This is a genomic window from Bradyrhizobium sp. USDA 376, assembly GCF_054063675.1.
The window spans coordinates 893,426-906,569 of sequence record NZ_JBSSGN010000001.1; the positions used below are offsets into that span (position 1 = coordinate 893,426).

General features: G+C 65.7%; 16 protein-coding genes. 3 read left to right on the forward strand and 13 right to left on the reverse strand.

Translation table 11 applies throughout. From position 1 onward, the window contains the following. Positions 1-2 precede the first annotated feature (2 nt). On the forward strand, positions 3-785 hold the full coding sequence (locus ACVJ19_RS04070; RefSeq protein WP_453948125.1) for an alpha/beta fold hydrolase: 783 nt from the start codon (positions 3-5) through the stop codon (positions 783-785). Positions 786-853: 68 nt separating this feature from the next. Continuing rightward, on the forward strand, positions 854-1,357 hold the full coding sequence (locus ACVJ19_RS04075; protein WP_453948126.1) for a DUF6496 domain-containing protein: 504 nt from the start codon (positions 854-856) through the stop codon (positions 1,355-1,357). Between the two features lie 226 nt (positions 1,358-1,583). Here the strand turns inward: ACVJ19_RS04075 and ACVJ19_RS04080 are convergent, their stop codons facing one another. The 11 genes from ACVJ19_RS04080 to phnG form a co-directional block, all read right to left on the reverse strand. Beyond that, on the reverse strand, positions 1,584-2,537 hold the full coding sequence (locus ACVJ19_RS04080; RefSeq protein ID WP_453948127.1) for an aliphatic sulfonate ABC transporter substrate-binding protein: 954 nt from the start codon (positions 2,535-2,537) through the stop codon (positions 1,584-1,586). A 21-nt stretch (positions 2,538-2,558) separates the two neighbouring features. Beyond that, positions 2,559-2,780 carry a hypothetical protein gene (locus ACVJ19_RS04085; protein WP_453948128.1) on the reverse strand — a complete coding sequence of 74 codons (222 nt, stop codon included), beginning with the start codon at positions 2,778-2,780 and terminating at the stop codon, positions 2,559-2,561. A 586-nt stretch (positions 2,781-3,366) separates the two neighbouring features. Continuing rightward, complete coding sequence (locus ACVJ19_RS04090; protein ID WP_453948129.1) at positions 3,367-3,978, reverse strand: pyridoxamine 5'-phosphate oxidase family protein; 612 nt, start codon at positions 3,976-3,978, stop codon at positions 3,367-3,369. Positions 3,979-4,002: 24 nt separating this feature from the next. Next, positions 4,003-4,599, reverse strand: a complete 597-nt coding sequence (gene phnN, locus ACVJ19_RS04095) for a phosphonate metabolism protein/1,5-bisphosphokinase (PRPP-forming) PhnN (RefSeq protein WP_453948130.1) — start codon at positions 4,597-4,599, stop codon at positions 4,003-4,005. Then, positions 4,596-5,753, reverse strand: coding sequence for an alpha-D-ribose 1-methylphosphonate 5-triphosphate diphosphatase (locus ACVJ19_RS04100; protein ID WP_453948131.1), 1,158 nt, complete (start codon positions 5,751-5,753; stop codon positions 4,596-4,598). The genes phnN and ACVJ19_RS04100 overlap by 4 nt, the downstream gene beginning before the upstream one ends. 5 nt (positions 5,754-5,758) lie before the next feature. After that, a complete protein-coding gene (phnL, locus tag ACVJ19_RS04105; protein ID WP_453948132.1) occupies positions 5,759-6,457 on the reverse strand; it encodes a phosphonate C-P lyase system protein PhnL in 699 nt (232 codons plus the stop codon). A gap of 8 nt (positions 6,458-6,465) precedes the next feature. Continuing rightward, positions 6,466-7,263, reverse strand: a complete 798-nt coding sequence (phnK, locus tag ACVJ19_RS04110; protein WP_453948133.1) for a phosphonate C-P lyase system protein PhnK — start codon at positions 7,261-7,263, stop codon at positions 6,466-6,468. Further along, on the reverse strand, positions 7,256-8,152 hold the full coding sequence (locus tag ACVJ19_RS04115; protein WP_453948134.1) for an alpha-D-ribose 1-methylphosphonate 5-phosphate C-P-lyase PhnJ: 897 nt from the start codon (positions 8,150-8,152) through the stop codon (positions 7,256-7,258). Before ACVJ19_RS04115 ends, phnK begins: the two co-directional genes overlap by 8 nt. Next, the gene (locus ACVJ19_RS04120) at positions 8,149-9,252 is read right to left on the reverse strand and encodes a carbon-phosphorus lyase complex subunit PhnI (protein ID WP_453948135.1); all 1,104 of its coding nucleotides are present in this window, start codon (positions 9,250-9,252) and stop codon (positions 8,149-8,151) included. Before ACVJ19_RS04120 ends, ACVJ19_RS04115 begins: the two co-directional genes overlap by 4 nt. Positions 9,253-9,256: 4 nt before the next feature. Next, a complete protein-coding gene (gene phnH / locus ACVJ19_RS04125) occupies positions 9,257-9,865 on the reverse strand; it encodes a phosphonate C-P lyase system protein PhnH (protein ID WP_456739352.1) in 609 nt (202 codons plus the stop codon). A gap of 4 nt (positions 9,866-9,869) precedes the next feature. Beyond that, positions 9,870-10,283: a phosphonate C-P lyase system protein PhnG gene (gene phnG, locus ACVJ19_RS04130; protein WP_453955068.1), complete on the reverse strand. Its 414-nt coding sequence runs from the start codon at positions 10,281-10,283 to the stop codon at positions 9,870-9,872. A gap of 170 nt (positions 10,284-10,453) precedes the next feature. On the opposite strand from phnG, the gene phnF reads away from it, so the two are divergent. Then, a complete protein-coding gene (gene phnF, locus ACVJ19_RS04135) occupies positions 10,454-11,185 on the forward strand; it encodes a phosphonate metabolism transcriptional regulator PhnF (RefSeq protein WP_453948136.1) in 732 nt (243 codons plus the stop codon). 163 nt (positions 11,186-11,348) lie between these two features. On the opposite strand, the gene phnE (ACVJ19_RS04140) is transcribed toward phnF, so the two are convergent. Together phnE (ACVJ19_RS04140) and phnE (ACVJ19_RS04145) are read right to left on the reverse strand one after the other, a co-directional pair. After that, positions 11,349-12,164, reverse strand: a complete 816-nt coding sequence (phnE, locus tag ACVJ19_RS04140) for a phosphonate ABC transporter, permease protein PhnE (RefSeq protein WP_453955070.1) — start codon at positions 12,162-12,164, stop codon at positions 11,349-11,351. Positions 12,165-12,193: 29 nt separating this feature from the next. Beyond that, positions 12,194-13,078 carry a phosphonate ABC transporter, permease protein PhnE gene (gene phnE / locus ACVJ19_RS04145; protein WP_453948137.1) on the reverse strand — a complete coding sequence of 295 codons (885 nt, stop codon included), beginning with the start codon at positions 13,076-13,078 and terminating at the stop codon, positions 12,194-12,196. Positions 13,079-13,144 lie beyond the last annotated feature (66 nt).

The window sequence follows — 13,144 nt, forward strand, 5'->3', positions numbered from 1 at the left end:
TCATGAAGCTTTCCGTCAACGGCACTGATGTGTTTGTCGCAAACGGCGGCCGCGACTTCGACAAGTCCCTGCCTACCGTGGTCTTCATCCATGGCGCCGGCTTCGATCATTCGACCTGGGCGCTGCACACGCGCTGGTTCGCCCATCACGGCTTTGCCGTGCTGGCGCCCGACCTGCCCGGCCACGGCCGTTCGGCAGGGCCCTCGTTCTCGACCATCGCGGAGATGGCCGACTGGACGTCGGCGCTGCTCGATGCGGCCGGAGCTGCGAAGGCGCATCTGATCGGTCACTCCATGGGATCGCTGATCTCGCTGGAGACCGCCGCACGGCATCCCGACAAGGTGTCGGCGCTGAGCCTGATCGGCACCGCCGCGACCATGACGGTCGGCCCGGATCTGCTGAAGGCCGCAGAGGCCAACTCGCAGGATGCCAACGACATGGTCTCGATCTGGGGCCTCGGCTTTAGCGCGGAACTCGGCGGCAGCCTCGCGCCGGGGCTGTGGATGCATGGCGGCGCGCAGGCGGTGCTGAAGGCTTGCGAGCCGGGTGTCCTGTTCAGGGACTTGTCGGCTTGCAATGCTTACGCGAATGCCCTTGCCGCCGCGGCAAGCGTGAAGGTGCCGACGACGCTGATCCTGGGCGAGCGGGACATGATGACGCCGGCGAAGGCGGGCAAGGCGCTTGCGGCCGCGATCCCGCATGCGAAGACCGTCGTGGTGCCCGGCGCCGGCCACATGATCATGGCCGAACGGCCGGACGAGTTGCTGGCGGCGCTGAAGAACTAAGCGGATCGATCTCCTGCCTTGCGCGTTGCGGTCAGACATCCCTCTGAATCAAGAAGGGGAACTCGACCATGCCAAGACAGGAAGTCATTCGTAAAGCCAGGCAGGACAAGCGCGCCGGCAAGTCGGCCAGCACGCAGGCCGGCGAATTCGTCAAGGACGAGATCGACAGGATCAGGAAGGGCAAGCACGGCGCGCGCTCGACCAAGCAGGCCATCGCGATCGGCCTCTCCGAGGCGCGTCGCGCCGGTGTCGATCTGCCGCCACCGCGCAAGGGACGCACCAAGAAGGCGACGCGCCGAAGCGCCAAATACGCTTACGAGGTCGGCCAGGGCAAACGCACGCCGAAGCGTCGGCCGAAAGTGTCGCGCGCCGTCGAGAACGTCCTGAAGAAGGAGCCGCGCTCCACGGCATCGCGCGGCGCGCTGTCGAAGCAGGCCAAGCGGGCTGCAAGCCGCCGAACCGCCGCGTCCCGCTCGGCCGCCGCGCGGAAAGCGAGCCACACCAAGGGATCGAAGGTCCGCTCCGCCGCCGCAAAGAAGGCGGCACGCACCAGGGCGCGCCGCAAAGGCTGATCGGACGGCTAGCTCGAGACGACCGCATAAGAAGCGGCTTCCCCGCGGCCCATCCTTCGAGACGCCCGCTTTGGCGGGCTCCTCAGGATGAGGGCGGAGTACGTGGCAGAAATTTGAAGGGCACCGATGCTGCTTAGCCTCATCCTGAGGAGGCGCGTCAGCGCCGTCTCGAAGGACGAGACGCGCGCACAGACTGCCGCCGCGAAATAATATGCGTTAGCAGGGCTCAGGAGCCCGGCGTCCATTTCCAGACGATGTCGGAGACGTTGACCGGCTTCGGGATCAGGCCGAGCTTTGCGAATCGGTCGGCGACCGCTTGCTGGCTCCTGACCACCTCGATATCCAGCGGCACGACACGGAAGTTGGAGCGATCCACGAAACGCCTGACGGCCTCGATGTCAACGCCGGTCGCGTCTGCCTGCGCTTTGGCGACGTCCTCGTGGTGTTCGTTGGCCCAGACGCCTTCGGACGCGAAGGTCGTGTTGAGCTTCGCGACCAGCGCCGGATACTTCTCCACGAAATCCGTATTGGCGATGTAGAAAGCATTCGGCTTGTGCACGTCCTTGTCGAAGGCGATCACGCGCGCGTGCTCTTTCAATTCGGCGAGCGCGAGATACGGATCCCAGATCGACCAGGCATCGACCGAGCCCTTGACGAAGGCGGCCGTCGCATCCGCCGGCGCGAGCGGCGCCGGCGTGATGTCGGACCAGGACAGGCCGGCCTTTTCGAGCGCCGCGACGAGGAGATTATGCGCGCTCGATCCCTTGCCGAAGGCGACGCGCTTGCCCTTGAGATCGGCCAGCGTCTTGATGGCTGAGTCCTTCGGCACGATGATCGCCTGGGTGTTGCCGTCCGACTTCACCGCGGCGACGTAGCGGATCTTGGCGCCGCCGGCCTGCGCGAAGATCGGCGGGGAGTCGCCGACATAACCGAAATCGACGCTGCCGACATTGATGGCTTCCAGCAACGGCGGACCGAACTGGAAATCGACCCACTTGATCTCGATGCCCAGTGGCTTGAAGGCATTCTCGAGCGTCTGGCGCTGACGCACCGCCGGGAAGAAACCGCCCTTCTGCGTGCCGATGCGGATTTCCGCCGGCTTGTCCTCGGCGCGCGCGGGTGTAGCCAGGGTGGTCGCGAGCAACAGCGTCGTTGCAAGGATGTGTCGTCGGGTGATCATGACGCGGTCCTTTCGGTGGGATCAGTTGGCGAAGAGTTGCGAGCTCGCGCGACGGCTACGCTCGGAGAACACGGCACGGGCGGCGCGCTCGGCCTCGCGGGCCGAGCGGAACTGGCGGCCTTCGAGGCTGTCGAACAGGCGCTCGGAAGAGAAGAAGCGGAAGCCGCGATCATCTCTCGTGATGATGCCGGCGGCGCGATCCTGGATCTCGATGATGTAGGCGTTGGATTGGGTCTGGGACATGACTGCTCGTTCGCCGGGATTCGGCGTTCCTGTCTTGGGATTTGCGGTGCGAGGTGCTGCTAGGAGGCGGTCAGCAACAACAACAGGCGCCCGTTGCCGCCGAGAAACAGCGCCGCGTCATGCACGCATGCATGTCGTTGGAATTGCGCTGGCGATCGGTTCTCATGGTGCGGTTTGGGCTCGAGGAGCAGTTTCAACGCTCCGAATATCGAGCGGTTGGCACGATTGGTCAATGAAATGGCTATCCATATTTGCGGCGCGCGCGCTGGGGCGTTTCTCCCGCCGCAAGCACTGACAGACGGATTCATCTCGCTTGGCCAACGGTCGTCGGCTGCGACGACATCCCGGGCTCTTGTAGGGTGGGTTAGCTGAGTGGATGCGCAAAGCGCGTCCGCTCGGCGTAACCCACCATTGTCTTTATCCGCGGAGACAAAAGAGGTGGGTTACGCCAGCGGCCTGCGCTTCGCGCAGCCGCAAGGCTAACCCACCCTACAAACTCTTCGCCTCTCCCCGCATCCGCCTTCGCCCGAAGGCGGGCCTCGGCGGACGAGAGCGCAGGGCGAGGGAGACGAGAGAGCGCGCACGATCACCACATCGTCGCAGCAGCGCGCTCGGGCCAGATGCGGTCGTACTCCGCGCCACCGACCTTGTTCTGGCTCATCTCGGCGAGGATCTGGCCGGGCGTCGGCAGATTCTTCGGATCGACGCGCTTGTCGGGGTTCCAGAGATCGGAGCGGACGATGGCGCGGGCGCACTGGAAGTAGATTTCCTCGACATTCATCACCATCACGCTGCGCGGCGCCTTGCCCTCGACCTTGAACGAGGCCAACAGCTCCGGATCAATCGAGAGATGCGCGCGGCCGTTTGCGCGGACGGCGTTGCCGGAGCCGGGGATCAGGAACATCAGCGACACGCGCGGATCGCGCACGATGTTGCGCAGGGAATCGACCCGGTTGTTGCCGCGGCGGTCCGGCAGCATCAGCGTCTTGGGATCGTGGATGCGGACGAAGCCGGGCAGATCGCCGCGCGGCGAGCAGTCGATGCCCTCGGGCCCGATGGTGGCGAGCGCGGCGAACGGCGCCTTCTCGATGAAGATGCGGTAGAGTGGCGTGACGTGGTCGGCGACTTTCACGGTCGAGGCGTCATTGGTGGCGCCGTAGATGGCCTCAAGCTGTTCGACCGTTTCGATCACCGTCATTCCGCACTCTCCTTGTTGCGCCAGCTATTCGTGCCAGCCTTCATTCCTGATCACGCGCACGAGCTGGCGGCTGTGATACTCCGCGCTGCCCGCATTGAGGATGGTGACATCGGCATTGGCCGACGCGCTATCGACGCTGCGCGACAGCCGTTCCGCGATGTTGCCGTCGCTTTGCCGGGCGCGCGCGGCAAGGCGCTGGGCCAGCACGTCCGGCGGCGCGGTGATCGCGAGCACGACAACGTTTGCGTAGCTTTGGCGCAGCGCGCCGATCACGGTGCGCGAGACGTTGGCGACGACCGCACGACCGGCGCGGATGTCGTCGTTGATCTCGAGCGGCAGCGCATAGGAATGCCCGTGCGCGTCCCAGTGCACGGCGAAATCGCCGTGCTCGCGCGCGCGGCGGAATTCGTCGGGGCTCACCGCGATATTGTCTTCATCGGCCGACGACGCGCGCGTCACGACACGGCGCGGGAAGACGATGTCGTGATCGTCGCTGCAGGCCGCTTGCGCCAGCCGCAACAGCGTGTCCTTGCCGGCTCCGCTGGGACCGACCACGAGCACGAGCCGGCCGGGGCCGATCGCACCCGCCTCGCCCTGCGCCGTGGTCATCATCTCGCTCATGCGACGCGGTGTCCTTCACGCCAGACGCTGCGGACCACGGGAACGTGACCTGCAACATGCACGCGGATCAGATCGGCGCGCTTGCCGGTCGCGACCTCGCCGCGGTCGGTGAGGCCGACCGCCTCGGCCGGCGCTTTCGTCACGGTGCGAACCGCCGCCGGAAGGCTGATCGCGGGCACATGCTCCGGCAATTGCAGCGCGGCCATCAGCAGGCTGGATGGGATGTAGTCCGACGACAGGATGTCGAGCAGGCCTTCGCGGGCGAGATCGACCGCGGCGATATTGCCGGAGTGCGAGCCCCCGCGCACCACGTTCGGCGCGCCCATCAGGATGTCGATGCCGGCCTGGTGCAGGCCGCGCGCGGCCTCCAGCGTGGTCGGGAATTCCGCCACCGAAACGCGGTCGCGCACGGCGTCCGCGACGTTCTCCTCGGTGGTGTCGTCGTGGCTCGCCAGCGGGATCTTGTACTGATGCGCCAGCGCCACGATCTCGCGCATGTTGGCCGCGGCATAGAGTCTCTGATATTCAAAGCGCTTTGCGAACAGCTCGTCGAGCTCGGTGTCGGTCTTGCCGCCGCCCTTGCCGCGATAATAGTCGCGCAGCTTGACCTCGTCGCGGAACTGGCGCTGGCCCGGCGTGTGGTCCATCAGCGACATCAGCTTGACGTCGGGACGGTCGATCAGCTCCCTGGCCTCCTCGACCACGCTCGGCATCGGGATTTCGCAGCGCAGGTGCAGGAAGTGGTCGGCGCGCAGCAGACTGGCCTCGCGCGCGGTGGTGATGGCGGCGGCGAGCACGCCGGCGCGGCCATCGACTTCCTCGGCGCCGTCCTCGCGCCAGACCCGGAGCGAATCGAACACGGTGGTGATGCCTGACGTCGCGAGCTGGCCGTCATAGGAGATCACGGCGGCGACCGGATTCCAGAACACCTTTGGCCGCGGCACGTAGTGCGCTTCGAGATGGTCGGTGTGGAGTTCGATCAGACCGGGCATGATCAAATCGCCGCCGGCATCCTCAGCACCCACGGGCGCAGTTCCATCGCCGATCTCGGCGATGCGTCCATCGGCAAGCGCGAGCCAGCCCTGTTCGATCACCCGGTCGGCCAGGACGATCCTAGCGTTGGCAATCAATGTGTCCTTCGGCTTCATTTCCATTTCCTTCAGGCCGCGGCGGCGAAGCTGGTGACGTCAACGATACGGTCGGCAATCAGATGACGGATTTCGTCGTCATGGACAATGGCGACCATGGCGACGCCATGGCGTTTCTTCTCGGCGACCAGCTCGACCACGACGGCGCGATTGGCGGCATCGAGCGAAGCGGTCGGCTCGTCGAGCAGCAGGATCGGCAGCTCCGAGATGAAGCCGCGCGCGATATTCACGCGCTGCTGCTCGCCGCCGGAGAAGGTGGCGGGCGGAAGCTGCCAGAGTCTTTCAGGGATGTTGAGGCGATGCAGTAACGCGCCAGCACGCGCCTGCGCTTCGGCCCGGGCCATACCGTTCACGATCAGCGGCTCGGCGACAACGTCGATGGTTGCAACCCGCGGCACTGCCCGCAAAAACTGGCTGACATAGCCGATGGTGGAGCGGCGGATGTTGAGCACCTGCCGCGGCTCGGCGGTGGCGAGATCGACCACCGCGCCGCGATGGCGGATGCCGATGCGGCCGCTATCGCAGCGGTAATTGCCGAAGATCATCTTCAGGATCGACGATTTGCCGGCACCGGATGGTCCGGAGAGCACGACGCATTCGCCGGGATTGACGTGAAAGGTCACGCCGCTGACGACGGGCAGCTCGATGCCGCCCTGCAGGTGCATCGTAAAGGTCTTGCCGGCATCGGCGATGTCGATCATGGCGGTCATTGGAAGACTCATGGCGGCAGAATCGAGGAGACGAGGAGCTGAGTATAGGGCTCGCGGGGATCGTCGAGCACCTGGTCGGTGAGACCGGTCTCGATGACGCGGCCGCCCTTCATCACCATCACGCGGTGCGACAACAGGCGTGCGACCGCGAGATCGTGGGTGACGATGATCACGGCGAGGTTCAGCTCGGCGACCAGGCTGCGCAACAGGTCGAGCAGGCGCGCCTGCACGGAGACATCGAGTCCGCCGGTCGGCTCGTCCATGAACACCAGCCGCGGCTCGGTGACGAGGTTGCGGGCGATCTGGAGACGCTGGCGCATGCCGCCGGAATAGGTGCGCGGCGCATCGTCGATGCGCGCGGTGTCGATCTCGACGCGGGTGAGCCAGTCGGACGCGGTGTCGCGGATGCGGCCATAGTGATTCCACCCGACCGCCATCAGCCGCTCGCCGACATTGGCGCCGGCGGAGACCGCCATGCGCAGGCCCTGCGCGGGATCCTGGTGGACAAAACCCCAATCGGTGCGGAACAGGAAGCGGCGCTCGGCCTCGCCCAGCGTCGTGAGATCGCGGGTGATGCCGTCACGCATCCGGTAGGAGACGTGGCCCGCGGTCGGGGCGAGCTGGCCCGACAGCATTTGCAGCAGCGTGGATTTGCCGGAACCGGATTCACCGACAATCGCCAGCACCTCGCCGGGATAGAGCGAGAACGACACGTCGCCGCACGCGGCGATGCGGCCGAACGACTTGCCGAGGGATTTTGCGACCAGCAGCGGCTCGTCGTTGTCGAGTACATCGGGATCAGCCATTCGACGCCTCCTGCGCCTTCTCCTTGTACGGCGCAGCACTGAGGCTGCCGTGATGGCCAGCGGCCTGGCGGCCCTCGCAATAATCGGTGTCCGAGCAGACGAACATCCGCCCGCCTTTGTCGTCGGTCACGATCTCGTCGAGATAGGAGTTCTCCGCCCCGCACAGCGCGCAGGGCGCGTTGAAGCGGTAGGGCTCGAACGGGTGATCCTCGAAATCGAGCGACACCACCTGGGTGTAAGGCGGGATCGCATAGATGCGCTTTTCGCGGCCGGCGCCGAACAATTGCAGCGCCGGGCAATTGTCCATCTTGGGATTGTCGAATTTCGGCGTCGGCGACGGATCCATCACGTAGCGCGCATTCACCTTCACCGGATAGGCGTAGGCGGTCGCGATGTGGCCAAAGCGGGCGATGTCCTCGTAGAGCTTGACATGCATCAGCCCGTATTCGGCGAGCGCATGCATGCGCCGCGTCTCGGTCTCGCGCGGCTCGAGGAATCGCAGCGGCTCCGGGATCGGCACCTGATAGACCAGCACCTGGTTTTCGTGCAGCGACGTCTCCGGGATGCGGTGACGGGTCTGGATCACGGTCGCCTCGTCAGTCGCCGTCGTCGTGGCAACGCCGGCGGTCTTGGCGAAGAATTTGCGGATCGAGATCGCATTGGTGGTGTCGTCAGAACCCTGGTCGATGACCTTCAGCACGTCCTGGGGCCCGAGGATCGCTGCGGTGACCTGCACGCCGCCGGTGCCCCAGCCGTAAGGCATGGGCATCTCGCGGCTGGCGAACGGCACCTGATAGCCGGGGATCGCGATCGCCTTGAGGATCGCGCGGCGGATCATCCGCTTGGTCTGCTCGTCGAGATAGGCGAAGTTGTAGGCGGGCGCGTTCATTCCGCGGCCTCCTTCATGGCATCGGGCGTATTGGCCTCGGCGAATTCCTTGCGCAGCTTGCGCAAGAGGCCGAGCTCGGACTGGAAATCGACGTAATGCGGCAGCTTCAGGTGCTCGACGAAGCCGGTCGCCTGGACGTTGTCCGAATGCGACATCACGAATTCTTCATCTTGCGCCGGGGCCAGCGCCTCCTCGCCGAGCTCGCGGGCGCGGAGCGCGCGATCGACCAGCGCCATCGACATGGTCTTGCGCTCGCTCTGGCCGAAGGCGAGGCCATAGCCTCGGGTGAAGCACGGCGCTTCCGTGGCAGAACCCTTGAACTGGTTGACCATCTGGCACTCGGTGAGCTCGATCGCGCCGAGCGGCACGGCGAAGCCGACGTCTTCCGCCGCGAATTCGACCTCGACCTCGCCGAAGCGGATCTCGCCGACAAAGGGATGGTTGCGGCCGTAGCCGCGTTGGGTGGAATAGCCCATCGCAAGAAGAAAACCTTCATCACCGCGCGCGAGGTTTTGCAGGCGCAGGTCACGGTCGGCCGGGAAATTCAGCGGCTCGCGGGTGAGATCGCCGACGCTGGCGCCGTCCTCGGCTTCCGGCGAGGATTCGATCAGCCCGTCACGGCCGAGGATGTCCGTCACGCGCGGCGTCGGCGCAGCGGAAGCTTCAGCCGTCGCCGGCGTCTCCGGCACAAAACCTTCGGCGAGCGAGGGATCGAGCAGGCGGTGCGTGTAGTCGAAGGTCGGCCCGAGGATCTGGCCGCCCGGAATGTCCTTGAAGGTCGAGGACACCCGCCGCTGCACGCGCATCGCGCCAGTGTCGACCGGCTCGCTCGCGCCGAAGCGCGGCAGGGTGGCGCGGAAGGCGCGGACCAGAAAGATCGCCTCGATCAGGTCGCCGCGCGCCTGCTTGATCGCAAGGGCCGCGAGTTCGCGATCATAGAGCGAGCCCTCGCTCATGACGCGGTCGACGGCAAGGCCAAGCTGCTCCGCGATCTGGTTGAGCGTGACTTCCGGAACGCTTTGGTCGCCGCGCCGCGCATTTGCGAGCAGGAGATGGGCGTTCTCGATGGCGCGTTCGCCGCCTTTGACTGCGACATACATGCGACTAGCTTCCCTTGTTCACGACGCGCGTGGTGCGCGGGATCGCAACCACGGCGTCATCTGCGACCAGCACCACGTCGATGCCGCGCGGAAACAGTGCTTCGTTCATACGCAGGCGCTCGAACAGGTCGAAAGGCTTGATCGACGCCTGCAGCGTCGCGACCCCATCGATGCCGGGGCCGCGCAGCTCGAAGCTGCGCCCGGAGCTGAGGCTGTCGACCTGAATGATCACCGTGGTCGAACGATCCGGATATTCGCTGGTACCGAGCGCGAAGCGCTCGAGCGAAGGCAGCGCACCACCGTCGCTGATAAGCGCGAACGAGGCGATCGAGGAGTCCTGCACGACCGGCGCACCGGTGTGGAACTTCAGCCACTTCGTCACGTCCGAGCTTTCCGACATCCGCGCATCGAGCCAGAGCGGCGTGTCATGGTCGAAGAGCGTCAGCGCGATCGCCGCCGTGCCGCGCATCATCATGCCGGGCGCTCCCGTCATCGGCACGATGCGCTGGACCGAGCCCGGCCGCGCCATCGCGTCCATGACCGAGCGAAAGGTCGATTGCGCCGACAAGACCTTGTCGGCGAAACCCGGCGGCAATTCCGCAATCGTGGTCATGATCTCACCCCTCACCGCGCACCATGGTGTAGAAATCAACCTTCGTCGCGGCGGCCTCTTCCGCCGCCCGCTTCCGCCTGACCATAAGCTGCTCGCGCAACGGCGCGATAACGCTGCGCTCGACCAGCCCGCCGAAATCGCGGGACTGCACCAGCGCATCGCACAGCGCGATCAGCCGCGCCTTCTCACTGTTGCGCCCGAGCGTGTAGCCGAAGCCGACCTCGCCGCTCGCGAGCCTCACCGCCGCACGCGACACCGTGGCTTCGCCGAGATTGAACGGCGCACCGTCGCCGCCGACCCGGCCGCGCAGCATCACGAGGCCGTTCTCCGGCGCACGCAGATCCTGATGAGCCGGCAGAACGAGATCGCGGAGGCGAGCGGCGATCTCGCCCGCCTCCGCGTGCGCCAGCACGGCCATCGCGGCCTTGCGCTGGGCTTGCTGGGTATTGTGCTGGGTCACCTGATCTACCGAGCTTTCGACAGAACTTGCCGAATCCAAGTTGTCTATGATAATAGACAACTTCATACGGACGCGCCATGACTGTTTCGTGACAAAGATGTGATTTTCGGGCTAGGCTGACCGACGACATGAGCATGCAGGACACAGCCTCTTCGGGCGTCGCTTTGTGGCGCCTCGTTGCCGACGGCATCGAGCGCGGCATTGCCGACGGCCGCTTTGCGGCCGGCGACAAGCTGCCGGGCGAGATGGAGATCGCCGAAACCTATCGGGTGAACCGCCACACCGTGCGCCGCGCGCTGGCCGCGCTTGCCGAGCGCGGCCTGGTGCGCGCCGAACGCGGCAGCGGAACCTATGTCGAGGCGCAGAAGCTCGCTTATCCCTTGCGCTCGCGCACGCGCTTCTCCGAAATCGTCGGCGCCGAGGGTCGTGAGCCGCATGGCCGGCTGATCGAGGCGACCGGTGACGTCGCGACGCGGGAGCTGGCCCGGGAGCTGGGACTGAAGACCGGCGCGCCCCTGGTGCGGATCGAAGCGATCCGCCTCGCCGATCGCACGCCGATCTGCGTCTCCACCACCTGGCTATCGGCGGAACTGTTTCCGGGCGCAGGCGAGGTATTCGCCGCAACGCGCTCGATGACGAAGTTGCTCGAGCATTTTGGCGTCCGCGACTATCGCCGCGGCGCAACCCGGATCACCGCCGGCATCGTCGATGCCACCGATGCCGCGCGGCTCGATCTGCCGCTGGGTCGGCCGATCCTGGTGGTCGACGCCACCGACCACGATCTCGCCGGCACGCCGCTGGTGACCAAGCATTCGCGGTTCGCCGCGGAGCGGGTGGAGTTTTTGGTGGAGAACGGGTGAGCTGCCTGTTCTCCCTCTCCCCGTTCTTACGGGGAGAGGGTTGGGGTGAGGGGCTGCCTCCGCAATCACGGTGAGAGGCGGACTCGCGGAGGGTCCCCCTCACCCGGATTGCATCTTTGATGCAATCCGGCCTCTCCCCGCAGGCGGGGAGAGGCGAAGAAAATTACGCGACAGCACGCCTCCCAATGATCGCAAACCGCAGCTTGCCCGAAATGAAATCGATCGCGGCGACGGCGACCAGGATCATCAGGATCAGGAACGACACTTTCTGCCATTCCAGCACGCGGATCTGCTCGGCGAGCTGGAGGCCGATGCCGCCGGCACCGACGATGCCGATGATGGTGGCCGAGCGCGTGTTCGATTCGATGAAGTAGAGCACCTGGCCGGCGATCACGGGCAGGACCTGCGGCAACAGGCCGAAGCGGATCTCGTGCAGCGCGCTGCCGCCGGAGGCGCGGATGCCCTCGACCTGTTTCTGGTCGGCGCCCTCGATCGCCTCCGAGAACAGTTTGCCGAACGCACCGAAATCCGACACGGCGATGGCGAGCACGCCGGCGAACGGGCCGAGGCCGACGACGTTGATCCACACCAGCGCCCAGATCAGCGTGTCGACGCCGCGGATCGAATCGAGAAAGCGGCGGATCGGGAAGCGCAGAATGTTGGACGGCACGATGTTGCGCGCCGCCAGCAGGCTGATTGGAAGCGCGAAGACAGCAGCCAGCGTGGTGCCGAGCAGCGCGATCGACAGCGTCTCGCCAAGCGCCTTCAGATAGACCGCCAGCGATGAGCCGGGATCCGGCGGGATCATCATCAGGCCGATCCAGCCGAGCTGGCTGAGGCCTGCGAAGAAGCGCGACGGCGAAAAATCGAGGTCGACGAGGCCGTAAGTGAGGATCGCGAATGCCGCGACGATCATCGCGGGCGTTGCGAGCCGCGCCGAGGCCGGCCGGTCGAATACGTCAGGGTAGCGCGCGCGCATCTCGCGCGTATCGACCTGCTGCGGCCCCGTCACGTCCGCGCCTCCTTGCCGAACAGGCGGCCGCGCAGCCAGCCGGTGGTGATGTCGATGATGAAGACCGTGACGATGATGGTGAGCAGGATGGCGCTGACGTCCGAATAGTAGAACTTGCGGATGGCGACGACGAGCTCCTGGCCGATGCCGCCGGCGCCGACAAAGCCCATCACGGAGGCTTCGCGGACATTGATCTCGAAGCGCAGCAGCGCGTAGCTGGCATAGCCGGCCGTGACCTGCGGCACGATGGCGAACCGCATGCAGGAGAGCCAGCTGGCCCCGGTCGAGCGGATGCCTTCGACCGGCTTCATGTCGGCATTCTCGACGATCTCCGAGAACAGTTTTCCCAGTGCGCCGGTGGAGTGGATTGCAATCGCGAGCACGCCGGCCATCGGGCCAAGCCCGAACGCGATCACGAAGACCAGTGCGAACACGATGCCAGGCACGGTGCGGGCGAATTCGAGCAGACGCCGCACCGTGAAGCGCAGCCAGGGCGCGGGTGAAGTGTTCTCGGCCGCGAAGAAGTTGAGCGCGAAAGCGAAAGTCGCGCCGATCAGCGTGCCGACATAGCTGATCAGCACGGTCTCGCCCAACATCTTCAGCCATTTGCGCCAGCCCCACAGCCATTCGCCGATATCGGTCCAGACGCGCTGGCCGTTGTCGAGCGTGAGGATGCGATCGAAATAACTGACGAAGTTGCCGAAATAGGTGAACAGCGTGCGCAGATTCACTTCCGCGCCGATCGCGGCGAGAAGCAGCGCGGCGGCGAATACCGCAACGCCGAGCAGGAGACGAAGCCGCCTGCGCGCGACCGCCTGATTATAAGCAGCGTTCAGCGCAGCCAGTTGCTGCTCGGGCAGAATCGAAACCGCGACGGTCATAGGATCGGGGAGAGTGTCCGCTCAAAAGAGAAAGAGCCGGGTCCATCGACCCGGCTCGAGTAGCTC